General features: G+C 60.1%; 17 protein-coding genes. 9 read left to right on the forward strand and 8 right to left on the reverse strand.

Going from position 1 to position 25,678, the window contains the following annotated elements:
- The first annotated feature begins 42 nt into the window (after positions 1–42).
- Together ACE3TJ_RS12440 and ACE3TJ_RS12445 are read left to right on the forward strand one after the other, a co-directional pair.
- Positions 43–1,035 (forward strand): CPBP family intramembrane glutamic endopeptidase, encoded by a 993-nt coding sequence (locus tag ACE3TJ_RS12440; protein WP_374596571.1) that lies wholly within the window; start codon positions 43–45, stop codon positions 1,033–1,035.
- A complete protein-coding gene (locus ACE3TJ_RS12445) occupies positions 1,022–3,613 on the forward strand; it encodes an aminopeptidase N C-terminal domain-containing protein (RefSeq protein WP_374596573.1) in 2,592 nt (863 codons plus the stop codon). The genes ACE3TJ_RS12440 and ACE3TJ_RS12445 overlap by 14 nt, the downstream gene beginning before the upstream one ends.
- Before the next feature lie 15 nt (positions 3,614–3,628).
- On the opposite strand, the gene ACE3TJ_RS12450 is transcribed toward ACE3TJ_RS12445, so the two are convergent.
- Positions 3,629–4,402 (reverse strand): enoyl-CoA hydratase-related protein, encoded by a 774-nt coding sequence (locus ACE3TJ_RS12450; RefSeq protein ID WP_374596575.1) that lies wholly within the window; start codon positions 4,400–4,402, stop codon positions 3,629–3,631.
- A gap of 448 nt (positions 4,403–4,850) precedes the next feature.
- On the opposite strand from ACE3TJ_RS12450, the gene ACE3TJ_RS12455 reads away from it, so the two are divergent.
- The 6 genes from ACE3TJ_RS12455 (at position 4,851) to ACE3TJ_RS12480 (ending at position 14,949) form a co-directional block, all read left to right on the forward strand.
- Complete coding sequence (locus ACE3TJ_RS12455) at positions 4,851–7,199, forward strand: family 78 glycoside hydrolase catalytic domain (protein ID WP_374596577.1); 2,349 nt, start codon at positions 4,851–4,853, stop codon at positions 7,197–7,199.
- A gap of 117 nt (positions 7,200–7,316) precedes the next feature.
- Positions 7,317–8,366 carry a helix-turn-helix transcriptional regulator gene (locus tag ACE3TJ_RS12460; protein ID WP_374596579.1) on the forward strand — a complete coding sequence of 350 codons (1,050 nt, stop codon included), beginning with the start codon at positions 7,317–7,319 and terminating at the stop codon, positions 8,364–8,366.
- Positions 8,367–8,501: 135 nt separating this feature from the next.
- Positions 8,502–10,649 (forward strand): TonB-dependent receptor, encoded by a 2,148-nt coding sequence (locus tag ACE3TJ_RS12465; protein ID WP_374596581.1) that lies wholly within the window; start codon positions 8,502–8,504, stop codon positions 10,647–10,649.
- A gap of 43 nt (positions 10,650–10,692) precedes the next feature.
- The gene (locus tag ACE3TJ_RS12470) at positions 10,693–12,288 is read left to right on the forward strand and encodes a GMC family oxidoreductase (RefSeq protein WP_374596583.1); all 1,596 of its coding nucleotides are present in this window, start codon (positions 10,693–10,695) and stop codon (positions 12,286–12,288) included.
- Positions 12,289–12,304: 16 nt separating this feature from the next.
- Positions 12,305–13,810, forward strand: coding sequence for an aldehyde dehydrogenase family protein (locus ACE3TJ_RS12475; protein ID WP_374596585.1), 1,506 nt, complete (start codon positions 12,305–12,307; stop codon positions 13,808–13,810).
- Between the two features lie 8 nt (positions 13,811–13,818).
- Positions 13,819–14,949, forward strand: a complete 1,131-nt coding sequence (locus ACE3TJ_RS12480; RefSeq protein ID WP_374596587.1) for a DUF2817 domain-containing protein — start codon at positions 13,819–13,821, stop codon at positions 14,947–14,949.
- A gap of 581 nt (positions 14,950–15,530) precedes the next feature.
- Here the strand turns inward: ACE3TJ_RS12480 and ACE3TJ_RS12485 are convergent.
- The 6 genes from ACE3TJ_RS12485 to ACE3TJ_RS12510 form a co-directional block, all read right to left on the reverse strand.
- Positions 15,531–15,659: a hypothetical protein gene (locus ACE3TJ_RS12485; protein ID WP_374596589.1), complete on the reverse strand. Its 129-nt coding sequence runs from the start codon at positions 15,657–15,659 to the stop codon at positions 15,531–15,533.
- Positions 15,660–15,856: 197 nt separating this feature from the next.
- On the reverse strand, positions 15,857–16,699 hold the full coding sequence (locus ACE3TJ_RS12490) for an SDR family NAD(P)-dependent oxidoreductase (protein ID WP_374596591.1): 843 nt from the start codon (positions 16,697–16,699) through the stop codon (positions 15,857–15,859).
- 68 nt (positions 16,700–16,767) lie between these two features.
- A complete protein-coding gene (locus tag ACE3TJ_RS12495) occupies positions 16,768–17,556 on the reverse strand; it encodes an SDR family NAD(P)-dependent oxidoreductase (protein WP_374596593.1) in 789 nt (262 codons plus the stop codon).
- Positions 17,557–17,568: 12 nt separating this feature from the next.
- Complete coding sequence (locus ACE3TJ_RS12500) at positions 17,569–19,761, reverse strand: N,N-dimethylformamidase beta subunit family domain-containing protein (protein WP_374596595.1); 2,193 nt, start codon at positions 19,759–19,761, stop codon at positions 17,569–17,571.
- A 32-nt stretch (positions 19,762–19,793) separates the two neighbouring features.
- On the reverse strand, positions 19,794–22,016 hold the full coding sequence (locus ACE3TJ_RS12505; RefSeq protein WP_374596597.1) for a TonB-dependent receptor: 2,223 nt from the start codon (positions 22,014–22,016) through the stop codon (positions 19,794–19,796).
- Between the two features lie 30 nt (positions 22,017–22,046).
- Positions 22,047–23,471, reverse strand: coding sequence for a flavin-containing monooxygenase (locus ACE3TJ_RS12510; RefSeq protein ID WP_374596599.1), 1,425 nt, complete (start codon positions 23,469–23,471; stop codon positions 22,047–22,049).
- A 76-nt stretch (positions 23,472–23,547) separates the two neighbouring features.
- On the opposite strand from ACE3TJ_RS12510, the gene ACE3TJ_RS12515 reads away from it, so the two are divergent.
- On the forward strand, positions 23,548–24,195 hold the full coding sequence (locus ACE3TJ_RS12515; protein ID WP_374596601.1) for a TetR/AcrR family transcriptional regulator: 648 nt from the start codon (positions 23,548–23,550) through the stop codon (positions 24,193–24,195).
- A 307-nt stretch (positions 24,196–24,502) separates the two neighbouring features.
- Here the strand turns inward: ACE3TJ_RS12515 and pobA are convergent, their stop codons facing one another.
- Positions 24,503–25,672, reverse strand: coding sequence for a 4-hydroxybenzoate 3-monooxygenase (gene pobA / locus ACE3TJ_RS12520; protein ID WP_374596603.1), 1,170 nt, complete (start codon positions 25,670–25,672; stop codon positions 24,503–24,505).
- Positions 25,673–25,678: the final 6 nt, after the last annotated feature.

Raw genomic sequence — 25,678 nt, forward strand, 5'->3', positions numbered from 1 at the left:
CGTCAGGGAGTATGCACCGTGAACGAGGGGAAGGGGAGCGCTATGTTCGCTGATGGAAAACACAGGTTTGCCGTTTTTTATGCGTGGACGTTTGCAATTCCCTTCATCCTTTCCTTGCTCTTCACATATTATCCGGATCCGTTCTTTCCGCTGCACGGTGGGCCTTTCGAATTTGTTCCGCTGCTTCAGGAAACGATGCAGAATTCTGGCGTGACGTTGAGAGGGGGTGCTCTGGTCCCGTTGCTCACAGCGGTATCGGCCGAACCCGTTTTGGTCATTGCCGCAATGGGGTCGGTTATCCCGGCGCTGGTTGCTCTTGGCCTTGTGGGATATTATGGCGGTGGCGCGGCAGTCCTGCAGTTCCTCGGGCAGTTGCGTCCATGGATCGGTACCAGTGCCGCCGATGGACTTCGTAGCTGGGGGCTACTGTGCCTCAGCGTGATAGCGCTCCAGCTCTGCGTCTTTGCATTTCAGTACGCGCTTACGGGGGTTGCAGGTTGGAAAGTCAGCCTCAATCCACACCTGTTGACGGGGGCCGCCATTTGGCTCCTGCTGGAAGCTATGTTTCTAAACCAAGGCGGACTTCTCGAGGAACTCGGTTTCAGGGGATACGCACTCCCTTGCCTTCAAGCCGCTATGTCTCCGATTCGGGCGGCAATCGTGCTTGGCGTTTGCTGGGCGGTCTGGCACGTCTCGCGCGACGTGCTTTTCCAGACGCCGATGTCGGTCGGTTGGGGCATGTATCTGCTCGCCTATATGCCGCTGTTCACGATCTGGTGTGTCGGCGGTTCGATCCTGATGGCCTATTTCGTCAATCGTACCGGCGGGAGCGCGCTTGCGGCGATCGCCGTGCACGGTTTCCTCAATGATGGCGCACTGGTGTCGGGTGTGGTGGAAGGCGGCGATCCAGGTCTCCAGATGGCAGCGCGATCGCTTATTGTCGGGATCGCCGGGCTGTTCGTCTTCCTGCTGGCTGGCCGGCAACTCGGTTTGGCGCCGGACAGAAAGGTGATCGCGGAGCGTGCGCCGGCGTAGTGATTACCGCCTGCCGGCTAGCGTTGGCGGGCACATCGATCTCACGTTCGATCTCGACTATGAAGCGACACGCGTTTCGGGACGCTATAGTTTCGATCGCCGCCCTGGGAATGTTGACGAACCTCTCCGCCTCGATTTCCGCGATCTCGACATAAGGCGGTTCGTGGTTGACGGTGCCGAAGTGATGGCGCCTTCAAACGGAAGCGGTACGATTGACCTTTTCTTCCGTGGGCCGCAGATGCAGGTCGAGGTCGAAACGGCGCTGAAACCCGCGACCAACACTAGTCTGCAGGGATTGTACCGCGCCGGTGAGATGCTGGTGACGCACTGCGAGCCTGAAGGTTTCCGGCGTATCCTGCCATTTCCCGACCGGCCCGATCTCGCCGTGACGATCACAACCGAGATTCGCGCAGATCCGTTGCGATTTCCGGCGCTCCTCTCCAATGGTCAGCCGGATGGCCAGGGCTGTCTTGCCGATGGGCGGCACTGGGTGCGCTGGGCTGATCCCATTCCGAAGCCATGCTATCTCTTTGCGCTGGCAGCTGGGCCATTTCAGTCGATATCGGATCGACATGTCACGCGATCAGGGCGTGAGATCGTACTCGCTGCTTATGTGCAGAACGGCGACCCGGAACATGCCCGCTTTGCGCTCGAAAGCCTGAAACGCGTAATGCACTGGGAAGAAGACTGGATTGAACGAGAGTTTGATCTCGACTGCTACAGCCTAGTGATGTTCAAGCCCTTCGCGTTTCCAGCGATGGAAAACAAGGGCCTGAATTTCTTCGAGGAGTCGATTGGGCTGGTCGACCCTGAAACAGCGGTCGATCTTGACTATCTGAATGTCGAGATCAACGTGGCACACGAATATCTGCACAATTGGACTGGCAACCGTGTCATGTGCAGGGACTGGTTTGAGCTCGGCCTCAAGGAGGGGCTCACCACGCTTCGACATCAACTCTACGCAGAGCACCGCTATGGCCGCTTTATGCAGCTGTGGCCTATCCGAGTGTGGCGTTCGCGTCAGCTCCCCGACGACATGGCGCCTGGTGCTCGGCCGGTTCGGCCGGAAGACTATGTCGAACCGTTCAATCTCTACAACCCAACCACCTACATCAAGAGCGCGGTGATCTTTCGGATGATCTATGCCCTCGTCGGGGAAGAGGTTTTTCGAGATGCGCTTGATGGATTTTTGACGGCGTTCGACGGAAAGTCCGCGACCATCGACGATATGCTCTCGCATCTATCGCGTACCGCGGGAACGCCTCTCGACGCCTTTGTGCAGTGGTTTGGGCTTGCCGGTACGCCTGTATTGGAATGTAGCCGAGCCGTGACTCCTGATGGCGATGGCCGAATGATCATTCGCCGTTCCCCGACCGAGGGCGTTTCCAAGCGCCCGATACCACTCGGCATCCGATGCCTCGATTCAAGCGGAGCTTCTGTCCCGTTCCAAATTTCAGGTGACATCAGTTTACATCTTAATGCTCCGGTGATTGATGGAGACCGGCTGATTGTCGATTGGCAGTCAACGGCCGATGTGGTGCCGTCGCTGCTGCGCGGATTGAGTGCGCCAGTGATCGTGAAGGAGCAACTGTCCGAAACAGAGTGTGTGATGTTGTTCGAGTATGAGGAGGATGTGTATCGCCGGTGGGAGGCCGGGCAGCAACTGGCGACGGCGATCACTGCGGCGCAGATTAAGGGCGAAAAGAGGGTCGGCCAGCTTTCCGAAGCCTGGGCGTCCGCTCTTTCCCGTATCCTTGCAGATGAAGGAATCGAGGGGGGGCTTCGAGCCGAACTGCTGACGCCCCCAGATCCGCGCGCGTTAATGGGGCGGCTTACATTTCCCGATCCACTCGCCCTGTGCGCTGCGTCAAAGCGTGTTTTGCGATCGGTGTCCCAGCGACTGGATGGACAGCTCTCTGCGCTGCACGAGCGATCTCAGGAACGGGCACGCTGCGGTGATGATCCGACGGCAATCGGTGACCGCATGTTTTCAGCGGCAGTGTTGCAACTTTGGTTGGCCGGCGGGGGAAGCCCTGCGCGTGAAGCTGCGTATCGACAGGTTGAGACGGGAAAGACGGTCAATGATCTGGTTTTAGCATTTTTGTTGCTGTGTCAGGCAGGGGAGATCACGGGAACGGACCTTCTTCAGAAGACAGCGGAGCGTTGGCATGGGAAACCCGCTTTGATGCGGCGCTGGTTTGAGGGGCGCGCGCTGATACCTGCGAATGACACTGCGCAGCATATTTCTGGTATGTTGGCGGGCGATGAATTCGATCGCCAGGACATGACCCTGGCGAGGACCGTATATACAGCGCTTTTCGTGCGTAATGTGCGGGCCTTCCATGCCGGTTCCGGGGCGGGGTACAGGCTTCTTTGTGATGTCATCACGGCGCTCGACCATGAACAGCCGGAGCTCGCCGCCTGGTTGCTACGTTCGTCGGACTTCATGAATTGGTTCCAGTTTCCCGAGCCTTACCGGTCTTCGATGCGAGCGTCTGTGATGCAGCTTGTCGAAGCCCCGAACGTATCGGAGGCTGTGAGGGAAATCCTGAGCCGAATTTCCGGTGCTGCAGAGTAACCGTCGTCCTCGTCGTTAGTGCCCGTTAAATCGCGGTTTCCGCTTTTCGATGAAGGCGGATGCGCCTTCACGCAGGTCTTCCGTTTCAAAGGCAATTTCCTGCATGCCGGCTTCCTCTGCGAGTACGTGTTCCAGAGAGGCGTTCCAACCATCCTCGATCTGTCTCTTGATCATACGGAGGGCCGTAGGCGGACCGTCTGCGACCTGCCTTGCGATTCTCATTGCTTCATCTGCCAACATGGCATCGTCGACGCATTTCCATATCAGCCCCCACTCGGCGGCGGTTTCTGCCATTAGGGTATCGCCGGTCATCGCCAGGGCGCGAGCGCGTGCGGTGCCGATGGTGCGCTGCACCAGAAGTGATGTACCGCCATCAAGCACGGCACCAAGTTTGACGAAGCTCAGAACGAATTTTGCAGAACGTGCTGCAACAACGATATCGCCCGCCAGTGCGATACCTACACCGGCACCGGCTGCGGGGCCGTTGACCGCAACGACGATCGGGATTGGAGACCTGCGCAATCTGGTGATTAGAGGCGCAAAGCTCTCCCGCATCAGATCGCCGATCGCTGCACCCTGCGTGAACATTGTGCCGCCGAGCTGCGCGCCGGCGCAGAAACCTTTGCCCGCACCGGTGAGAATGACGCACCTCACGGGCGCTGCGAGGATGGCATCCAGCGCTCGATTGCATGCGTCCAGAAGTTCAGGAGTCAGCGCATTGTATTGATCTGGATTGTTGAGCTTGAGAACGGCGATCGGGCCGTGTCGTTCAGTGAGGACGTTTGCCATGAGACGCGTTTTCTCCCTCGCAGAGGGCCAGAAATGACGGAGGTATTGTCGAATCTTTAGCATGTTTTCCAATTTTGAATATATTATGGTTATATAGAATACCCTAAGAGCGAGAGCAAATGCGATGCGAGCAGAAAATCTGCAGTGTGCGGGGCAATGCGAACCCTTGGCAGTTGGCAATTTTGATCCCGTACTGACCTGGAGGCTTTCGGCGCCTGGCTTGGGGAGGATGCCAACTGCTTTTCGGGTTCGCGTCGCAACTGGCTTGTTGCCTCTCGACGACCAGACGCCGCTCATTTGGGATACCGGTGTCATATGTTGGACGGGGCTACCCCAGCTTCAGTACGCGGGCCGCGCCTTGATCCCCGAGCGCGAATACAGCTGGCAGGTCCGGCTGCAAGACGAGGCTGGGGTTTGGGGGCCATGGAGTGCAGTGGCGACCTGGAGGATGGCTCCAGGAACCTGGCACGGCGACTGGATCGGGCAACGTTTACCGCCTGCTCCGTGCTGGCGTCCACCGCATCCGGCTCTGCGATCAGATGCGCATCACAATGACTTTGGTGGTCTTCCCGCGCTTTATCTGCGCCGCGCGTTCCGGCTCGATCGGCCCGTACATCGCGCAAGACTTCATGCCACGGCGCGCGGACTCTATCGGGCGAGCATAAACGGCGTTGCTTGCGGTCGTCCTGCCCTGACGCCTGGCTGGACGAACTACCACCGTCGGATTGCATATCAGACGCACGACGTTACTGATCTGTTGCGCCCGGGAGACAATGCGCTCTGCGCCGTGCTGGGTGAGGGGTGGTTCAGTGGGCGTATTTCGGAACACGCCAAGTATCCTGCGGGCCACTACGGCGCGCAGCCCTGGTACCTTTGTCAGCTCGCGTTGGACTATGAAGACGGCACGCACGAAAGGATCGTGAGTGACCAGGCGTGGCGAGTTTCGCATGGGCCGATTGCCTATTCAGACCTTCTGAACGGCGAGGTCTATGATGCACGCCAGGAACTTGAGGGCTGGGATAGCCCTGACTACGACGACAGAAGTTGGCTAGCGGTGACGACAAAGCCGCGCGATGGGACAGTTCTGGAGCCTGAAATTTCGCCGTCGGTTTGTGTCACTGAGGATATTGTGCCGACGGTAGTGTTGCGCAGCGCCGGACGACTTCTGGTGGACTTCGGACAGAATTTGGCGGGGCGGGTCGAGCTTGCGCTCTCCGGAAAATCCGGGGCCGCGGTTCACATCCGACACGGCGAGATGGTCGATGCTGAAGGACGCATTTATGCTGCTAATCTTGGACGAGCGGCTCAGGCGGATACTTATGTATGCGCTGGTGATGGCGTTCGCCGATGGGAACCCAGCTATACAATCCATGGCTTCCGCTATGCCGAGCTGACCGGTATCGAGAATATCGACATTCAGAGTGTTTCTGCGCGCGTTCTCCATGCCGACCTCCCCGTTTCGGGACGCTTCTCCTGTGGTCACCCGCTGGTTCAACGTTTGCAGCAGAACATTCGCTGGGGTCTACGCAGCAATCTGCAATCTGTGCCGACCGATTGTCCGAGCCGCGACGAGCGACTGGGTTGGCTCGGTGATGCACAGCTTTTTGCTGGAACGGCTGCGGCCTTTTTCGATGTCCGGCAGTATTTTGCGAAATGGCTTCAGGACATATGGGACGCACAAGCTGCGGACGGTACTATACCGGATATAGCACCTTTCATCTCGCCTGCTTTCGATTTCTTTGCAGATGGTGCTCCGGGTTGGGCCGACGCTGCTGTGGTGGTCCCCTGGACGCTTTGGCGTAGGTACGGTGACACTGCGTTGATCGCACGGTGCTGGCAGCCGATGATGGCGTGGATGGACAATCTTGAACGGCGCTTCCCCGACGGGCTCAGGAGGGGAGCAGGTAATGATTACGGGGACTGGCTTAATCTCGATGCACCGACTGACGTGGCACTTATCGCCACGAGCCTTTACGCTCAGATCGCATCGATGATGGCCGACATGGCCAGTGCGCTCGGCCGTACTGCCGAGAGACGTCGCTTTGCAGCGTGCTTCAAGCGGATCAAGGCGAGCTTTGGCACGCATTTTCTCCAGGATGATGCGCGGCTTACGAGTCCGACGCAAACCGCCTATGCGCTTGCTCTGTCCTCGGGCGTTGTTCCCACCCACAAGCGTGCCCGCATGACGCGCCACCTCGTTTCCGAAATCGAAGCAAGGGGCCGGGCACTTTCGACCGGTTTTATCGGAACCCGATACGTGATGGCGGCGCTCAGCGAAAACGGCCACGCAGATGTGGCATATGATCTGCTGCTGCGGAAGGAGTATCCATCGTGGGGCTACATGATCGAGCAGGGGGCGACCACGATCTGGGAGCGCTGGAACAGCTATGGTGATGGCTTTGCCGAACCGGGCATGAACTCTTTCAACCACGCTGCGCTGGGTTCGGTGGGGCAGTGGCTGTTCGAGGACGTCGCAGGCCTGCGCGGTGTGACCCCGGGCTGGAGCGAGATTGCGATCCGTCCCCATTTCGATCCCCGTATTGACTGGTGCGAGGCTGAGCAATGGACGCCTTGTGGCCCGGCCAGTGTGCGGTGGGGATTCTCAGGCGGCGAATTGTCAGTTCGTGTGAACATACCTGCGGGCGTGCGGGCAAAAGTCCTGTTGCCTGCCACTCGTGATGCTATTCGACAGCAAGGGGACGCACCCGTCGCTCGAACATGTTCTCTCGTCGGAAGGAGGCCGAGTACAGTCGCCTCAATCGGTTCTGGATACTATAATTTTATGGTACGACTATAGAGCTTTAGCGCCAATTCAGCTCTGACCTTTGCATCGGCTGGCGAGGGGCTGGTCAGGTGGGCAGAGCCCGAGTAGGGTTCTGGTGTGGAGTCGGAAATACCCGTTCCCGGAGGATTCATGCCGCAAGACACGCTTTACAGCGCGGATATCGCCCAGCCCATTTCGACAAGATTTTCGCTCAATCGCGGCTTTTCTGAGCTTGGTGAAGCGGCACCTGCTGAATCGAGCGGCGCCTTGACGTCTTATCACCAGGTCATCAGCAATCGAGCTGTGATCGACCCTTCTCAGGGCAAGGGGTTTAGGGAGTTTCTGCGGATCAATGACGACCTCCACGCCATTGTCACGGACGTCCGACACTACCGAAAAGTCGTGGATCGCGTTGACGGTGTCGATCATTTGAAATTTCATTTCAAATTATCCGGAGACAATATCGTCCGGTTTGACCGGAATCACGAGTTCCGGCTGAGGGGAGGGCGCTCGGTTGTTGCCCTGCATCCGCAGGGCCTCGTCAAGGATGACATATACAGCGATGATGTTGCGGAGCGTTCGCTGACGCTGTGCTGTCGTCCCAGTCTTATAACGGATACGCTTCAACTCAATCCTGAGCATCTTCCGCGGGAACTGGCGAATTACATCTCCGGCGGAAGCATTGATTTCTTCTGTCGCGATCTGCCGCTTACCAGCAAAATGATGCAGGCGATCAACGATCTGCTAAACCCCCCGTATGTCGCCGCCGTGCGTCACATCCATACGCACGCGCGTATGCTTGATCTTGTATGTATGCTGGTGGATGCGCTGATCCGGGAGGCAGATGATGACGACCCCCCCTTGCTTCTGCGCAGCCGTGATATTGAAGCGCTTCATGAAGCACGCGAAATCCTGGCCGCTAGTCTGGAAAACCCCCTGACGATTCCGGAGCTTGCACGTCGTGTGGGCCTGAACCGAACCAAGCTGGTGCAAGGTTTCAAGCATGTATTTGGTGAAAGCGTTTTCGATTTTAGCCAGCGCGTCCGGCTTGACCATGCCGATCGGCTGCTGAAAGACACCGATGAGGCGATCTCCGCGATCGCGCTGGCAGTGGGTTATGAGCATCAGAGCAGCTTTGCAGTGGCCTTCAAGGCGCGTTTCGGCCATTCGCCCCGTCAGGCGCGCGTTCGTACGAGCTGAAATTCCACAGTTTCGAACGATCTCCGAAATCTTTCTGTCATATTCGAAAGTTTCGTTCCCGGCGTTGCGCTATCCCCTGCTGCGGGAGACGACCCCAACTAGATAAACTGGGGCCATGCAGTGAGGGCGTTCAACATGAAAAGGGATTGGGCCTGGCGGGCCTTTGCTTCAGTGGCGTTGCTTCCGGTTCTCGTGCCGTTGGAGGCGTCGGCACAGAGTCCTGCGGATGAGGTTGAGGAAATCACGGTCACGGCACGCAAGCGCGAGGAATCGCTGCAGAATGTGCCGGTCGCGGTTTCCGCTTTTTCCGGGGAAGGACTTGCACAGAAAGGCATTGAAAGCAGCGAAGGCCTCGTCGGACGCGTCCCCAGCCTTTCGTTCAGCCAGAACCAGACGTTCGGTCCGACGAAGAGCGAAACCTACATCGTGCTGCGCGGCATCGGCGCGACGGCGGCTCTCGAATCCTCGGTCGCGGTTTTTATTGATGGCGTCTATCAACCGAAAATGAACTTCGATGCCGGATTCCTCGATCTGGAGCGCATGGAAGTTCTGCGTGGTCCGCAAGGCGCGCTCTTCGGCCGAAACACGCAGGGCGGCGCGCTCAACCTCGTGACCCGGAAACCCGACGCGCAATTCCGCGGCAAGGTGCAGGCGGAAGCTGGAAGTTATTCGACGTTCAAGCTGAAGGGGTCTGCGAGCGGCCCGCTCTCGGATCAGGTGTTTCTCGGCGTATCGGGTGCGGTCGAACAGACAGACGGTTATTTCGACAACGTTACGCTCGGAAAACATCAGGACAAGGGTGGTCGCGGCTCGGCGCGGGCAACGCTTCGCGCTCTGCCTAGCGACGTATTTGAGGTCATTCTGACAGCCGGCTTCTCTCACGCTTGGGGTGGGCAACTCGGCGCGGGTGTTCCCGAAGGCGGCGCGAAATACAAGGTTTTCGACGGCGAAGTGCGCAACCTGAAGGATAATGTCCGCAATGCTGCGCTCACCATGAACTGGGATCTCGGGCCTGCGACGCTGACGTCGATCACCGGTGCTGTTGAAACTGAAACGGCGGTGTTCTGGGACTGGGACGGCAGTGCGGTAGCCAGCGGAAATTTCCAGAGCCAGAAAATCGACCAGTCGCTCGTTTCCGAGGAGCTACGCCTGGCATCCAATCCAGGGAATGGCAATATCGACTGGCTCGCAGGCCTTTATCTTTTCCGTTCCGTCTATGATCAGGATCGCGATTTCGGACTGGCGGATGGGACCGGTTCGACCTTCCCGCCGATCTTCAGCCCGGACAATGTTGTCGATGAGCAGGCGCGCTTCGAAAACCGCGGTTTTGCCGTGTTCGGTCAGGCGACCTGGCGTCCGGTGGAAAATCTCGATCTGACCGTGGGCGGGCGCTATTCTCGCGAGAAGGTGAAGTCGCGGCAGTGGGGTTCGGTCATCGTCGTCAACCTCGGCAGCAGCGAGATTTTCGATACGCGCGCAGATGCCACATTCTCGCGCTTCTCGCCGATGGCGTCGGTATCGTACCGCTGGAACGACAATGTGATGACCTACGCGACCGTCGCCGAGGGCTTCAAGGCGGGCGGCTTCCAGAAATACCCGGCGAGCAACATCGCCTCGGGCATCCCCTTCGACAACGAGTTGTCGATGAACTACGAGGTCGGCATCAAGAGCTCGCTGTTCGATCGCAAGTTGACCTTCAACGCCGCGGCATTTGTTGTGAAGGTAAAGGATCAGCAACTCGGCACGATCCGTGAAATCGGTGGTATTCCAGTTGAATCCATCGACAATGTTGGTCGCTCGACAAGCCAGGGTTTCGAGATTGAAAGCACTGCCCGTCCATTTCTGGGGCTGAGTCTCTCGGGCTCGCTCAGCTATGTCGATGCCAAGTTCGACGAGTATTTCAACCCTGGGACAGGCGTCGATCGTGCGGGTGAGCGCATTCCCTACGTCCCGAAGTGGAGCGGTTCGGCGCAGCTCGACTATACACATGCGGTCGGCGGTGGCCTGGATCTCGTATGGACGGCTCAATACCGCTATGTCGGCAGCTCGATCGCTGGCAACGGTGCGCCGCCTTTCGATCCGTTCCTCGACATCGATTCCTATGACATCTGGGATGCGAGCGTTCGCCTCGAATCTGATCGTTGGGAACTGGCGCTTTTCGTCGACAATCTCTTCGATGAATACAACGTCAGCCGGAAATGGGCTGCGCCGTTTCAGACCGTGGTCTACGAAACCCCATTGCCTCCGCGTCACATCGGCGTGCGTGCGATGCTGAAGTGGTAGGCGGTGGCGGAGGCCGTTCAGGTCACCCACGCGGGAGGCGGGTATGAACTGGGATTACATCATTGTCGGGGCCGGGTCGGCCGGGTGCGTTCTTGCAAACCGACTGAGTGAGAACCCGAAAACGCGTATCCTGCTTCTTGAAAGCGGCGGGTCGGATGCCTCGCCTTACGTGCGTATTCCCGCGGGCGAAGCCCGTGCGATCAACAATCCCAAGTTCGATTGGCGGTTCATGAGCGAGCCCGACCCGTCGCTTGGCGGACGGTCTGACCTGTGGCCGCGCGGCAAGGTTCTGGGCGGCAGCAGTTCCATCAACGGCATGATCTATATCCGCGGTCAGCGCGAGGATTATGATCACTGGGCGCAGCTCGGCAACCGCGGCTGGAGTTATGAAGATGTTCTCCCCTATTTTCGGCGATCCGAACGCAATGCGCACGGCGCGTCGGAATATCATGGCGCCGAAGGTCCGCTTACCGTTTCCCATGTCGCCTCGCCGCACAGCCTGACCGACGTCTTCGTGAAGGCCGGGATGGAGATCGGGCTACCGTACAACCCAGACTTTAACGGCGCGGAGCAGGAGGGCGTCGGCCCCATTCAAGGCACGATCAGGCGGGGACGGCGCAACAACACGGCGCAAGCCTTTCTTGCACCTGTTCGCCATCGCAGCAATCTGAAGGTGGAAACCCACGCAACGGTGAACCGCCTGATCCTTGAAGGCACGCGCGTCGTCGGTGTGGAATACGAACGCGGCGGCGCGACAGTCACGGCGCGTGCGGGTGCCGAGGTTCTGCTTTCGGCTGGCGCAATCATGTCGCCGGTGATCCTGATGCGTTCCGGCATCGGCCCTGCCGAGCATCTGCGCTCGCACGGGATCGAGCCGGTACGGGACATGGCGGGCGTTGGCCAGAACCTTCAGGAGCACGCCGTTGTCTGGGTTTCGGGTTACGTCAACGTCTCGACGTACAATACGGAACTCGGCCTCCACAAATGGCCGATCCACGGTCTCAACTGGCTGCTCTTCGGCAAGGGGCCAGCGGGTACACCGATCGCGCACGCGGGCGCATTCGTGAAGACACGGCCGGAAGTTGCGTCGCCCGATATCCAGATTCACTTCGTGCCGACGGGTTACAAGCTCGAGGCCGACGGGCTCAAACTCCTGGATCGACCGGCGGTGGTGTTTGCGATCAACAAGTGTCGCCCGGACAGTCGCAGCACACTCGAACTCCGCTCGGCAAACCCGCACGAACCGCCGCGCATCCTTTCGAACCTGATGGGCGCGCAGAGCGACATCGACACGACGATCGCGGGTATTCGCATCGCGCAGAAACTGTTCCGCACGAAAACCTTCGCCCCTTATTTCGAAGGCGCATGTTCGCCGGACGAAGGCGTGGACAGCGATATCGCGCTCGAAGCCTATGTGCGGTCGACCGCCGGCCCCGCGTATCATCCGGTTGGCACATGCAAGATGGGCAGCGATCCGCTTGCGGTGGTTGACGAGCGGCTGCGCGTGCGCGGACTGCAGGGCATCCGCATCATCGACGCATCGATCATGCCGACCGTGCCAAGCGGTAATACCAACGCACCATCAATCATGGTGGGGGAAAAGGCTGCCGACATGATCCTGGCAGACCGAAACGGATAACAGACAGAGAGACATCATGGCTGATGATGCAGAGCGGGTCGACTGGTCGGCCCGTGCCAGAGAAATTGCGTTCGAAACCCGGCCCTTCATTGGCGGGCGCTATGTGGAGTCACTGTCGGGCGACACGTTCGATAAGTTCAATCCTGCGGACGGATCGCTGCTTGCGCGCTTCGCAGTTGGGTCCGGCGAGGATGTCAGCCGCGCTGTTGCAGCAGCGTGCGCCGCGTTCAACGGCGGCATCTGGGCGCATGCATCCGTTGATCATCGCAAGGCCGTTCTGCATCGCCTTGCAGACCTGATGGCGGCGCACGCAGAGGAGTTGGCGCTTCTCGAAACGCTGGATGTCGGCAAGCCGATCCGCGACGCCCTGAATGTCGATGTCCCGCTTGCGATCGGCATCCTGCGCCATGCGGCAGAGGCCGCGGATCATGTCCTGGGTCAGGTGCATCCAACCGACGGTCGTTCGCTTGCGCTCGCCGTGCGTGTTCCGCGCGGCGTGGCGGCGGGTATCGTCGGCTGGAACTTCCCGCTGGTGCTCGCGGTTCAGAAGCTCGCGCCGGCGCTCGCAACCGGCAACAGCCTCGTCCTCAAGCCCTCCGAGCTCTCATCGCTAAGCGCGCTGCGACTTGCGGCGCTGGCTGTGGAAGCCGGGGTTCCCGAGAGTGTGTTCAACGTCGTGCCGGGCCTCGGCGCGACCGTTGGAGACGCCATCGCGCACCACATGGATATCGATCTCCTGTCCTTCACGGGATCGAGCGCGACCGGCAAGCGGCTGCTGCAGGCCTCCGGGGCTTCGAACATGAAGCGTCTGGTTCTGGAGTGCGGCGGCAAATCGCCAAATATCGTGTTTGCCGACGCACCCGATCTTGATCTTGTGGCGGACGGCGTGATGGCGCGCATGTTCTGGAACCAGGGGCAGGTCTGCACCGCAGGCACACGACTACTCGTTGACCAGTCCGTGAAGGATGCCTTGGTCGAAAGACTCCTCGCGCGCGTGGCAGGGATCGTGCCTGGCCATCCGCTTGATCCCGGGACAACCTTCGGTCCACTCATCAGCGCGGGTCAGCGCGACAAGGTGATGGGGTATATCGAAGGCGGTCTCGGTGCCGGTGCATCGCTGCGTGCAGGCGGCGGCGACGCATCGGCAGAGGGCTATTATGTGGCGCCAGCCGTTTTCGACAATGTCACGACCGACATGCGGATCGCGCAGGAGGAGATTTTCGGGCCCGTTCTGTCGATCCTGCCGTTCTCAACCATCGATGAAGCCGTCTCTCTTGCGAATGCCACGGTTTATGGTCTTTCGGCGACGGTGTGGACGCAAAGCCTCGCCACTGCGCAGCGTATGATCCGCGATCTGAATGTGGGAGAGCTGGTGATCCGTGGTACCGGCACGCCGTCGGCAGGCGCCAAGTTCGGGGCGCTTCCCCTCGAGCCGCACGGCCAGTCCGGTCTCGGCATCGAAAGCGGCATAGAGGGCCTCGCCGCCTACACCGCGCTGAAAAGCGTCCAGCTTTTCGTATAGGGGGGGGCATGAGCCTTACGCCGGATATAGAACAGTGTTTCCATCGCGACTGGTCGGCTGCCAACCGTGCCTTTTTGGATTGCTGCGCTCGGCACGGTCTTGCGGTGAAGCACTATCCGCACCCAATTGTCGGGCCAGACGGAGAAGCGCTCGAAACAGTCGCGGCGTGGGGCGGGCCGGAAAAGGCGAAACGGCTTCTGGTTCTTGTCAGCGGCACGCACGGCTTGGAAGGGCTGGCAGGTTCGGGATGCCAGATTCACTGGATCGAGGGCGGTGGCATCGCGGCGTTGCCGCCAGGCACGGCAGTGCTGCTGATCCATATCATCAATCCCTGGGGATGTGCCTGGAGCAGGCGCCAGACCGAGGACAATGTCGATCTCAATCGCAACTTTTGCGACTTCAGCCAAAGCCTTCCCCGAAACGCGCACTATGAGGAACTGCATCAGGCGCTCGTGATGCGCGACCGGGCGGCAGGTGCCCCGGCCGTTGCCGCGTTTCAGGCTTCGCACAGCGAAGCGGAGTTCGCCACGGCACTGTTCAAAGGCCAGTATGCGCATCCCGATGGGGTGGGCTTCGGCGGGCAGGCGCCGACGTGGTCGAACCGGACGCTAAGGCAGATTCTAGACGATCATTGTGCGGGTATCGAAGGGGCTGTCGCAATCGATTTTCATACCGGCCTAGGCGACTATGGCAGCGGCTTAATCCTCTCGATCGCGATGCCGGATTCGGTATCTTCGCGAATGGCGGCCGAAGTGTTCGGTGATGAGCTGATCCGGGTGAATGCAAGCGATTCATCGCTGCCTTACAAGGTGCAAGGCGATATTTGCTCGGCAATCGAGGACAGGTTCGGGGGGAGCACACTCGCCATTACGCTCGAATTCGGAACATTCACCGTAGGGGATCTGCTCGGCCTGCAGATCGAGGACTGCTGGCTATACAATCATGGTGATGCGGCGTCGCCTGAAGGTCAAAGAATTCGCACTGCGCTGAGGCACTTTTTCTATCCCGACGAGGCGGCGTGGCGGCAACATATCGTCGCGCGTGCGGAGTTCGTGATCCGGAAGTCGCTGGTGCGTCTGGCCTCGTCGAAAAGGCGCTCCGTCGCCCGGTCGGTTGACCGCAGGGCGGGTCGGCATTGATGCATAGCCAGCAACAGGCGATGCGCCGGTCTGATAAAAGTGCGATCAAAGCCTCTCATGCCAGTAACGACGGCCATAATCCCGAGCTGTTGGCCGACATACGCCATCGCGCTCCGGCTTTTCGGTTCCCAGTCGCTGACAGGGCTCCCTGATTGGCCGACTGCGTCTCCCTGTTACTGACGATTGTTTCCCTGTTTTCTGGAGTAGAGAATTTCGCCTAGAAAGCACAGATTTTCAGGGCTTTCAACAAGCCATGCAGAATCTTTTCCCCTGTTTTCTGTCCAATTTTCCCTGTAAATTCCCGCAGAACAGGGAAAATACTCCCTGAGACCTGTGCGCCATGGACTGCGTTACGCACCATTCATTTCTGGAAAACTTTAGATTTCGCATTCTCGCGACGGGCGGCCCGAGAGGGCCGCAGTTCTAAGGCGTTTGCGAGTGCGGGTGTTGCGCCCCCCCCCCCTGCACAGACGTGTCTCTGCACTTTAATTCGTGCGATTTTTCGGCGCGTGTCTATATGGCGCATTAAATTCGCGCACGGTCATTTTCGTGATGCTGCGGTGATGCGGAGGAAGATGTGCTCAGCAGAATCCGAGCACACGCTCCTGCTCGCCCCAGTCGAGCGGAACATCGGCTTCGAGCAGACGTGAACGCGTGAGACCACGCGGGATATCGCTGGCGTGGATGCGTTCGATGATCGACGGGGACAACCACGTTGTGGCTTGGTGACGATCGCATCTATGATCCGATCGAAAACGTCGAGCGATTCGGTGTCCGTCTGTTGATCTGCCATCTTGGTCCTGAATGGAATCTCCAGACCTGCCCAAGTGATACAAGCGAAGAGGGTGAAGTCAAACAAACGGCGCCGTGTGCGGCATCCTCTATCCTGAACTCGGAAGGATACGACTCACAGCCCCATAGGAAAACCACCCGAAACCGGCACAGCAAGGCCCGTAAGAAAGCGGGACTGCGGCCCGGCTAGAAAGGCTACGACGTCACCCACTTCCTCGGGCGTGCCGCATCGGCGCAGCGCGGCCGGAGCCGACATCATCTGTTTGGCCTCTTCCATGCTGACGCCGTGCTCACGCGCCATCATCTGGGCCTCGGTCACGCCCATCTGCGTCTGGATCATGCCGGGACAAATCGCGTTGCAGCGAATTCCGCCGCCGCCGAATTCTGCTGCGATGGTCTTGGTGAGACCGATGACGGCGTGCTTTGTCGTCGTGTAGGCGCTGTAGCCGGCAACCGCCGTGATGCCCAGCAGCGAGGAGTTGTTGACGATCGCGCCGCCGCTGCGCGTCAGCATAACCGGAATGGCCGCGCGGCAGGTGTTGATCATGCCCTGCACGTTGACGGCGAAGCTGAGCCCCCAATCCGCGTCACTCACCTCCAGAAACGGCGCGGCACCCGCGACCGTGCCGGCATTGTTGAACAGAATGTCGATCCCGCCGAAGCGGTCGACACAGTTTGCCATCGCCGCCTCCACCTGCGCACGATCGGTCACATCCACAGCGATGGCATGGGCATTCCCACCCATGGCGCGGATTTCCGCGGCAAGTCGTTCGAGCTCTTCCGGGCTATCCCCTACCGTAAGCGTCCCCCAATGCAGTTCCGGCCGCGCCCGGCAAAGATCGGACAAGACCACGGTAGCGCCCCTGGCGGCTAGCGTTGCGGCAGTGACGGCACCCATTCCCCGCGCCTTTCCTGCTCCGGTGATGAAGGCTACCTTGCCGGCGAGTTCCTTTTCCATGCACGTCCTTCCCTTTGCCTGCGCCCTAAATCGCTGCTGGATATTCTGCTGAAGTCGGTTTCGGCCGTTCAGATCGCTCGCTGCACGGCCGCGGCGACCAGCGTCTCGACAAGCGCGGGCGCGAAACCAGCGGTTACGGCGCCGTCGATCAGCACCGCCTGCCCAGAGACGAAGGCGCAGTCGTCCGCGACGAGGAAATGAATGAGCGCCGCCACCTCGCCTGGTTTACAGATACGGCCGAGCGGCGTCGCCATCGCCATCATGGCGCCCTCTGCCGCCGCCGAGGGATCATCCATCATCGGCGTATCGACGGTGGACGGGCAGATGCAGTTCACCCGAATACCAAGTGGCCCAAGCTCTGTTGCCGCCACGCGCGTGAAAGATACGACTGCTCCTTTCGAAGCGGTATAGGCGCCGTAGGTGGGGAAACCGAAGGTGCCGGCCAGCGAGGCGGTGTTCACGATCGCGCCGCCCCGGCGCTGCCTGGCCATGATCGCCGCCGCGTGCCGCGTGCCGATCACGACGCCGAGCGTGTTTACGCGGAACATGCGTTCGTAAAGCGCCGTGCCATGCCCTTCCAGAAGCGCCTCGCCATCACCGATCCCGGCATTGTTGACCATGATGTCGAGACCGCCCATGGCTGCCGACGCACGCAAGATCGCATCCGACATGGCGGTTTCATCGGACACATCGACCGTGATGCCGACGCCGCCAGTTTTGGCGGAGAGTGCCTCCGTAGGCGTGAGATCGAGCGTGGAAACCCGGGCGCCCGCCGCGGCCAGACGCTCGGCAGTCGCCGCGCCGATGCCGGACGCAGCCCCGGTGACGATCGCGCATTTCCCATCAAGCCTGAACATGTCGTGCCTCCATCAAAGCGTGCGGCCCGGATACGGAAATGGCCGGGGATCGAGAAACCGCTGAAGAACATTCCCCGTCACGCCCGCCACGGAATTGGCGTAGCCGTTGTGCGCAAGGCTGCCGCTCCAGGAGATCGAGCCGGTGGAAAACACCGCACCGCCCGCCGGCGTTTCGAAGAAAGTCATGTCGGCGCGAACATCGGGGTCGGCGATGCCGGGCGGCACGGTCATCAGCAGTTCCTCCTTGGCGCGGAGCATCGCTTCGTTGAAACCTCTTGCCGAGGCGACAACGAGCGCGTGCGCCGGCGTACCGAGCGCGGCGTCTGCCCTGTCGATCTCCTCCCCAGCCGCAGCGCCGCCATGGCTGCCGAAATCGCCGATAATATCACCCTCGATGCCATCGAAGATGAAAGCCGCACGGGGATCATGGCCAGCGTCCGTGCGCTCATACGGGCGTCCGCCGCCGAACCCCTGCGCCGCGAAGCCGACACCGACCAGCCGCTGCGGTGGCAGTCCCTGATGACGCCAGAGGCCGCCCATGCCGCCGTCAAAACTGTTGAAATATTCGCCGGATTCTGTCCGCCAGCCGCGCGTGCTGTCGTCCGCACGGCGGACCTCCATGACGCCCGGTAGCGTGGGATGAAATGCAACGCGCCAGTAGAAGCCGTTACCGCCCATGTAGATCAGCCGCCCACCGCGATCCAGAAAACCGCGCACTGCTTTGATCATCGGTAGCGACCAGTATTCGGGATGCGTGCCCGTGATGACCACTCGGTAGGGCGCGAGGAGTGCCTCGCCTTCCCGGTCGAGCACGTCGTCGGTGAGCATGTCGACCGGCTGACCGATGGCCTTCAGCCAGGCGATAATGTCTCCGTCTGCGGTGAAGCCCCAGTTGACCGTGCACGGCGCTGCGTTGACGATCGGCCGATGCCAGGTGCTGACTGCCTTACCGGCGCCGTCCGGATGCGTTTCATATAGCGAATAGCCGAACTCGGGATGCGAAAGCAGAAACCGGTCGGTCGGGCCATCCAGGTTCATCTGCGCAACATGCTCGGGCATCACGGTCGGCACGATGACATTGGCGTAGGCGAGATAACTCGCCGTCGGAGCCAGAAAGGCCACATCCGACGTTGCCGCGCCCTTCTGGGGTAGCACGTAGAATGGCATCCACGCCCAGTCCGGCGCTGTACCGACCCGAACCGCATAAAGGCCCGAGGGCACGCTTTCCGGAATCTTCAGCCGCAAGGCGGCCGGCCAACCGGCATCGGCCATGTCGTCGACATGAAACCGGATCGCGCCGTAATGCGCCGGTGCATGCTTCCAATCGAACGCGCTGCCGTCCCACAGACGACCGGTGACACTGCGGAGCGGCTGCTGCACGGTTTCGCCGTGCCGCCCCGCGATACATTCGGACACGCTTTCAGTTCCAATATCGCGGCCGAAATCCCATGCCGCGATGGTCGTGGGCAGAATGGACGCCCCTCCCGTCTCTGCGATCAGCCTCCCGAGATCGCTCTCCGCGACGCTGCCCGCATGAATGGCGGGCGCCTCGAGTTTTCCCGTGAAGCCGCGGCGCGCTTCCGCGTTTGCACCAGCACCGAAGTGCAGACTATTGATCTCCGTAAGCGACGATGTCGATGGCAGCGCGCTGGACTGCGTCAGCCACCCGCCTTCGGATTCATCACTGCCCCTTCCACCGAGCGTTTTCCAGCACAGCAAGGTCGTGCCGCCCGACCTGTCGATCGTGCATGCAAGAAACATCCAACGCTGTGGCAAGAGTGCGGAGGGCGCGGAGATGCGCACACCGCCGCCCTCCACGAAGAGATGCCCACCGCTATCGATTCCAACAACGACGGCATCCGCGTTCAAGCTGGCGATGATTGCATCGTGCGGCAGCAAAACGCTGGCGTGAAGGAACAATGTCAGCGTGACCCGCTCCGGAACGGCAAGCGGCTGGCGGCTGCAATCGACCTTTACGTAAGAGCCGGGGATCGTGGGGTGGCGGGCGACGTAAAGCACCTTCGCACAATTGAAACCTGCCGGCTCTTCGGCATAGGTCGGCGGATCACAGCGACTATCGCAGCCGAACAGACGAACGACACGGATCGGGTATGAACCGGGTGTGTCCGAACTGACATAAACCTGAAGGTCATCGCCCGGTCTTGCCGACCACCGATCAAGATATCCCGCAACACTGCGTTCCATGGCACCCTTCCGCATTCGCCGGTTGCAAAGGACTAGAAGGTCACGCCCAGCTCGATACCGATAGAGCGCGGCTCTCCCGGAATGACCTGCACGAAGCCGAAATCAGAAAGCGGATTCCGGTTCACCGCATAATAGGTATCGAACAGGTTCCGGCCCCACAGCGCGACCGAATAGCGTTCGTCGAACGTCACCCCGATGCGACCGTTCACCAGCGTGTAGGCTGGCTCGCGGCCTGGCGCTGTGTTTTCGGTATTGTAATAGACGAAGCTGCGGTGGCTCACATCGATGTTTGCCTGCAGCCGCGCGCTGGGCGAGATGTCGCCCTCGTAGCGAATACCACCGCTCGCCGTCATGCTCGGTGCGCGGGCGAGGCGATTGCCGGAGAAGTCTCCGAAGTCGCTCGGGAAGTCCTTGAACTCGGAATGGAGCAGCCCGACGGCCGTGTTGAACGAAAAGCCGCCGCCGAGCCGTGCGGAGAGTTCCAGCTCCGCGCCATATAGCTCGGCTTTCGGCGCGTTCACCAGCAGCGTCACTGGAAACCCGTTCGAATCGAACTGCGAGAACACCTGGATGTCGCGATAGTCGTAGTAGAAGCCCGCCATGTTCAGCGTCATGCGGTCATCGAACAGCCGACCCTTCGCGCCAACCTCATAGGAGGTGAGCTCCTCGGTTTCGAACGGTACATTCTGCGCCGGATTGAAGATGAACCCGCCGTTGAAGCCGCCACCCTTATAGCCCCGCGAAACGTTGCCATAGAGCAGCCAATCGGCGCTCGGCTCGTAGTTCAGACCGAGCTTCCATGACCAGTTACTATCCTTGAAGGAGAGCGGCGTGTCAAAGAGCGGAATGATGAGACCGGTCTCCTCGAATTGCAGGCGAGTCCGGAAATCCTTCTGGTCGTGCGTGTAGCGCAGGCCCGCAACCAGCGTGAGCGGGTCCGCAATCTTCGCCTCGACCTGTCCGAACGCCGCATATGTCTTGCCGCTCTGACGGTTGAGATGGCGGGAGAAGAACGCGTCGGGCGAAGGCCGCGCGTCGCGCAGCACGTCGGCAGTCTGGTCCTGCGTGATGCGTTCCCACGAATAGAAAGCACCGACGATCCAGTTCATGAAGCCCGTTTCACCGCTGGCGCGCAGCTCCTGCGAGAAGGTTTTCGATTTCGCCCCGAGCGACACTTCGACAAACCTGTTCGGGCTGACATCAGTGTCTTCAGGAAAGAAATTCTCGGACTCGTTGTAGCCGGTAACCGAGATGATCTGGGCAGCATCGAGGTTGAGCGCCATGCGCAGCGAGGTGCCGTAGGCTTCGTTCTTCAGCCTTGCATTGCTGCTAAAGCGGCCCCGGTATTTGGGATCCTGATCGCTATAGCCGAATGCGTCGACACACTGGCCCGCCAGGATCTGCGCGTCTGCGCAGAGAGCTGGCGTTCCCGCCAGCACCGAGGCGGGATCGAACATGCCGAGCTGATCGTACCACGTGAAGCGGTTGGTGCTCCGGTCGAACCGGCCGCGCAGGATCATGTCGAGCCGCTCGTTCGGTTGGAAACGCAGCGTGCCCCGCAGCGCCCACGCATCGGCACCGTTCGAACGCTGGCCGGTCAGCACATTCTTGAAATAACCTTCCGCATAGTTGCGCAGTGCGGCGACACGTACGCCGACCGTGTCGCTCAGCGGACCGCTGGCGACGAACTCGCCGCGAACGGCATTGTACGATCCGTAGCTGGCGATCGCATGGCCTTCGAAGCTGTCGCCGGGAAGGTTGGAAACGAAATTGACCGCGCCGCCCGTGGTGTTGCGTCCGTAAAGTGTGCCCTGCGGCCCGCGAAGAACCTCGACGCGGTTGAGGTCAAGCATCGCGAAATTCTGTGCGCCGAACGCGCTGAGATTGACCTCGTCCGTATAGAGCGCGACTGGCCCGGAATTGTTGAGGCTGAAATCGTTGAGGCCGATACCGCGCAGGAAGATCGCCGGCTGCGAGCCGGGGCCTGCGATCTCATTGATCTGCAGGTTCGGCGTGAAATCGCCAAGATCCACGCTGTCCTGCAGCCCGAGCTCGTTCAGCCGATCACCAGAGAACGCTGTGACGGCGACCGGAACCTTCTGAAGCGACTCCTCACGCCGCTGCGCGGTGATAATGATCTCTCCATCGCCTGCGCCGGCAGCTTCGCTTTGGGCGCGTGCGGGTGCTCCCTGGATGAGCATGGACGATCCCGCGAGAAGTGCGGCGCAGACTGCGCCTTTCAGTTCACAGTGCATTTCCCCCTCCTGATTTTGCTGTTTGTTGGATTATTCCGCGGCGGCGCGCTCCGGCGCGCAGGCCGGGTCGTAGAAACCCGGGGTCACTTCGGGCCATCCCATCAGGGCCCGCACGCGCTCCACCTCGCGCACGAACACCTCGACGTTGACGTAATTGGCCGTGCGGTTCGTCGCGATGTAATGCATACCGTGCTTCAGATCGATCACGTCGGTCCGCACCTGCTGCTCCCATGCGCGCGCGACGTCTGGTGTGTCCTTCCGCGCCTTCAGATAGTGCGCCGCCATCACGCTCAGTTGATCGCCCTGCAGATAGGGTGCGCCCGCGGCCTCGATCAGCCCGAACACGAACAGTGTCGGATGGCGGGCATTGAACGAGCCGAGATAGAGCTGCGGGCGCCCGTCCTGCCAATCGATCAGCTCCGGATCGATGAACGGGATCAGGTGATCATAACCGGTTGCGCAGATGATGAGATCAACGTCCTCGCGAGATCCGTCCTTGAACACCACGCCGTTGCCGTCCAGCCGTTCGATCGCACCCTTGGCAACGACATCGCCGTGCCCGAGGTGATGGATGAGCTGCGTATTCAGCAGCGGATGGCTTTCGAGGAGCCCATGATCAGGCTTGGGCAGCCCGAGGCGCGTGGGATCACCCACGATGATGTAGAACAGATCCTCGAGTGGAAGCTCTGCGATATGCTGCGGAACCCCCTCCCGGCTGCCGCGCAGGAACTCCAGAAGCGGCATACCGCACACATATTTCGGCACGAAATGATAGCCGCGGCGTACGCTGACAAACGTGGCTGCGGCAGAGCGCGCGGAATCGCAGGCGATGTCCGCGCCGCTGTTGCCGAGCCCGATGATGAGTACGCGCTTGCCCTCAAGCTGGTCGCTGTCTGTGTAGGCGGCGGAGTGGATGATTTCGCCCGAAAACGCGCCCTCCAGTGCAGGCATCCGGGGGTGCCAGTTGCTACCGGGGCAGCAAACCAGCGCCCGGTAACGGCGACGGCATACGTCGCCGCTCGGCACATGCTTCAGCGTGACGGTCCAGTCTCCCGATTCCAGCGGCTCGGCATGCTGTATCTCCGTATTGAATTCGGCCAACCGAATCAGATCGAACTTGCGCGCGAAGCCCTGGATATAAGCAAGAATATGAGCATTACTCGGATAATCGGCATAATCTTCCGGCATCGGGTAGTCTGGATAGGCTGATGTGTTCCGCGATGAAATATAGTGGCAGCTGCGGTACATGGGCGTTCCGGGGTTGGCGATGTCCCAGAGTCCGCCAACGCCACTGTGGCGCTCGATAATCTCAACTTTCAGGCCGGATTTCCGCATTGCACGTGCCGCTATCAGGCCGTGCGGTCCGGCGCCTACGATACAGACTGTATCGCTGCGATCTTCCGTGCTTCCTGCAGCAGACACACCTCGCCCACCCGCAACACCGACATCTTCCATTGCCCACTCCCGCTTCCAATATGTGAGCAAGTATCATCTTTTTGAAACATGAGCAATACTCGTTTATGGAAGTCGAATGCGTACCGAAAAAGACAGCGCCACTCCAAGGCGCACACCCATTCAGCGACGTGCCCGTGACCGGGTGAATCGCATCCTGACCGCTGCCGAGGCGCTATTGGTGGAGCGTGGCGTCGGCGACCTGAAGATGAACGAGGTTGCCGAGCGCGCGGAAGTGCCGATCGGCTCCGTCTATCAGTATTTCGCAAGTCGCGAAGACCTGCTGGGGCAGCTCGTTACGCGCTATCATCAAGCGATCGAGGACTATAACCGGTCACTTTTCAAGGAAACGGACAGTATTTCCGGCTTTCTCACGGGCCTTCGCAGCATCCTCGATTTCGCCTGGACCTATCTGCACGAAAATACCGGCTATCGGGAAATCTGGTTTGGCGCACAGACCTTCGAACCCCTGCGTCAGCTCGATTGGGAAGACACGCTCTGCAACGCGTCGATACTCTCCGACACGCTGAAAGCGCTCCTCCCGAACATCCCTCCCGCGGAGCTTGAGGCATTCTGCATCATCATCTGCGATTCGTCCGGCAGCACGGCACGCATGGCCGTGCAGTTTCCCGAACGGGCGGCGCAGCTGCAGGAACAGAGCTGGCGTATGATCACCAGCCGCCTGATGGAATTCGTGTCGCGGGATGCGATTTCCATTGCCGGATAGCTGCACGGAAGGCTTCACCATCTCCGGGTGGCGATCACTTCGACGATGAAAGAGACTATTACCCAGATCTGACTTCGCCCGTCTTGAAATTACGGGCGATCGGCATGACACGCATGGTACCACAATGTCGCTAATGAGGTGGAATTTGGAGGGCTCCAGTATATCACTCTGTGGCTTCCATGTGGCTCATCTCTGGCCAGTATGAAAATCCGGGGGTATGGCGGTGTGTCTTTCATTCATAGCTAACCTCCAAGGTGCCGCAGCATGGAGTAATGAACGATCATGCACCATGGAGGTCGTTCCACTTTCATAGAGGCAGTCCGACGTAGTTCTCTGCGATGCTTGTCTGGGCGGCACGAGAGTTGGCGATGTAGTCCAATTCCGCCAGCTGCATCCGCCGATCAAAGCGTGATTGGCTGGGGAAGCGGTGCATAAGGCTGGTAAGATACCATGAAAAACGTTCAGCCTTCCAAATCCGGGCAAGTGCCCGCTCGGAATAACTCTCAAACCCATCCGTGTGTCCGTGTCGGAAAAAGCCTCTGAGTGCTGCGGATAGATAGGCGACATCGGATGCAGCGAGGTTCAGCCCCTTGGCGCCGGTCGGCGGTACGATGTGTGCGCTGTCACCGGCAAGGAATAGAGAGCCATGGCGCATGGGCTCAGATACGAAGGAGCGCAGGGGTGCAATCGACTTCTCAATCGCGGGCCCTCGTGTAATTCGTGCTCCCGCTTCCGGCCCAAGCCTTACGGAGAGCTCGTCCCAAAAACGGTCATCAGGCCAGTCTTCCACTTTCTCATCCAACGGTACCTGAAGATAATAGCGGCTCCGCGTGGCCGAGCGCATGGATGCAAGCGCGAAACCGTGCTCGTGATTGGTGTAAATGAGTTCCTGATCGCATGGCGGTACGTCGGCAAGGAGGCCAAGCCAGCCGAACGGGTAAACCTTGTCGTATAGCTGAATCGTGCTCTCAGGAATTGCGCGTCGCGACGGGCCATGAAAGCCGTCGCAGCCGACAATGAAACGTGCATCCAGCCGTTCGTGTTGGCCGTCCTTCGTGAAGCCGATCCAAGGCGCGTTGCTCTCGATTTCGTGAAGTGCGACATCCGCGGCTTCGTAGATGACCTCCAGCCCACGTTCGGGTGCGGCATCCATCAGGTCGCGTGTCACTTCGGTTTGTCCGTAGACAGTGACGTGCTTTCCGGTAAGCGCGACGATATCGATTCGGATCGAGTGCAGGCTGCTCGAAAGATGGAAGCCTTCGTGCCGCAGACCTTCAGCGTTGAGGCGCTGGTCAAGACCCAGCTGCCGCATGAGATCGGTAGTGGTCGCCTCGAGGACGCCGGCCCGAATGCGCGACAGAACGTGCGTCGCGGATTGCCTCTCCACAATCGTGGTGGCAATACCGGCTGCGCAAAGCAGATGCCCGAGGAGCAAACCTGCGGGCCCAGCACCGATGATGGCAACGTCCGTTTTCATTATTAC

The sequence above is a fragment of the Sphingosinicella sp. genome, from assembly GCF_041916975.1.
Lineage (GTDB): Bacteria > Pseudomonadota > Alphaproteobacteria > Sphingomonadales > Sphingomonadaceae > Sphingosinicella.

What these genes read in the sequence shown, in the direction of transcription:
- ACE3TJ_RS12440 (WP_374596571.1), top strand. Translation starts at nt 43, where the DNA reads ATGTTCGCTGATGGAAAACACAGGTTTGCCGTTTTTTATGCGTGGACG.
- ACE3TJ_RS12450 (WP_374596575.1), bottom strand. Translation starts at nt 4,402, where the DNA reads ATGGCAAACGTCCTCACTGAACGACACGGCCCGATCGCCGTTCTCAAG.
- ACE3TJ_RS12455 (WP_374596577.1), top strand. Translation starts at nt 4,851, where the DNA reads ATGGCTCCAGGAACCTGGCACGGCGACTGGATCGGGCAACGTTTACCG.
- ACE3TJ_RS12460 (WP_374596579.1), top strand. Translation starts at nt 7,317, where the DNA reads ATGCCGCAAGACACGCTTTACAGCGCGGATATCGCCCAGCCCATTTCG.
- ACE3TJ_RS12465 (WP_374596581.1), top strand. Translation starts at nt 8,502, where the DNA reads ATGAAAAGGGATTGGGCCTGGCGGGCCTTTGCTTCAGTGGCGTTGCTT.
- ACE3TJ_RS12470 (WP_374596583.1), top strand. Translation starts at nt 10,693, where the DNA reads ATGAACTGGGATTACATCATTGTCGGGGCCGGGTCGGCCGGGTGCGTT.
- ACE3TJ_RS12475 (WP_374596585.1), top strand. Translation starts at nt 12,305, where the DNA reads ATGGCTGATGATGCAGAGCGGGTCGACTGGTCGGCCCGTGCCAGAGAA.
- ACE3TJ_RS12480 (WP_374596587.1), top strand. Translation starts at nt 13,819, where the DNA reads ATGAGCCTTACGCCGGATATAGAACAGTGTTTCCATCGCGACTGGTCG.
- ACE3TJ_RS12490 (WP_374596591.1), bottom strand. Translation starts at nt 16,699, where the DNA reads ATGGAAAAGGAACTCGCCGGCAAGGTAGCCTTCATCACCGGAGCAGGA.
- ACE3TJ_RS12495 (WP_374596593.1), bottom strand. Translation starts at nt 17,556, where the DNA reads ATGTTCAGGCTTGATGGGAAATGCGCGATCGTCACCGGGGCTGCGTCC.
- ACE3TJ_RS12500 (WP_374596595.1), bottom strand. Translation starts at nt 19,761, where the DNA reads ATGGAACGCAGTGTTGCGGGATATCTTGATCGGTGGTCGGCAAGACCG.
- ACE3TJ_RS12505 (WP_374596597.1), bottom strand. Translation starts at nt 22,016, where the DNA reads ATGCACTGTGAACTGAAAGGCGCAGTCTGCGCCGCACTTCTCGCGGGA.
- ACE3TJ_RS12510 (WP_374596599.1), bottom strand. Translation starts at nt 23,471, where the DNA reads ATGGAAGATGTCGGTGTTGCGGGTGGGCGAGGTGTGTCTGCTGCAGGA.
- ACE3TJ_RS12515 (WP_374596601.1), top strand. Translation starts at nt 23,548, where the DNA reads ATGCGTACCGAAAAAGACAGCGCCACTCCAAGGCGCACACCCATTCAG.
- pobA (WP_374596603.1), bottom strand. Translation starts at nt 25,672, where the DNA reads ATGAAAACGGACGTTGCCATCATCGGTGCTGGGCCCGCAGGTTTGCTC.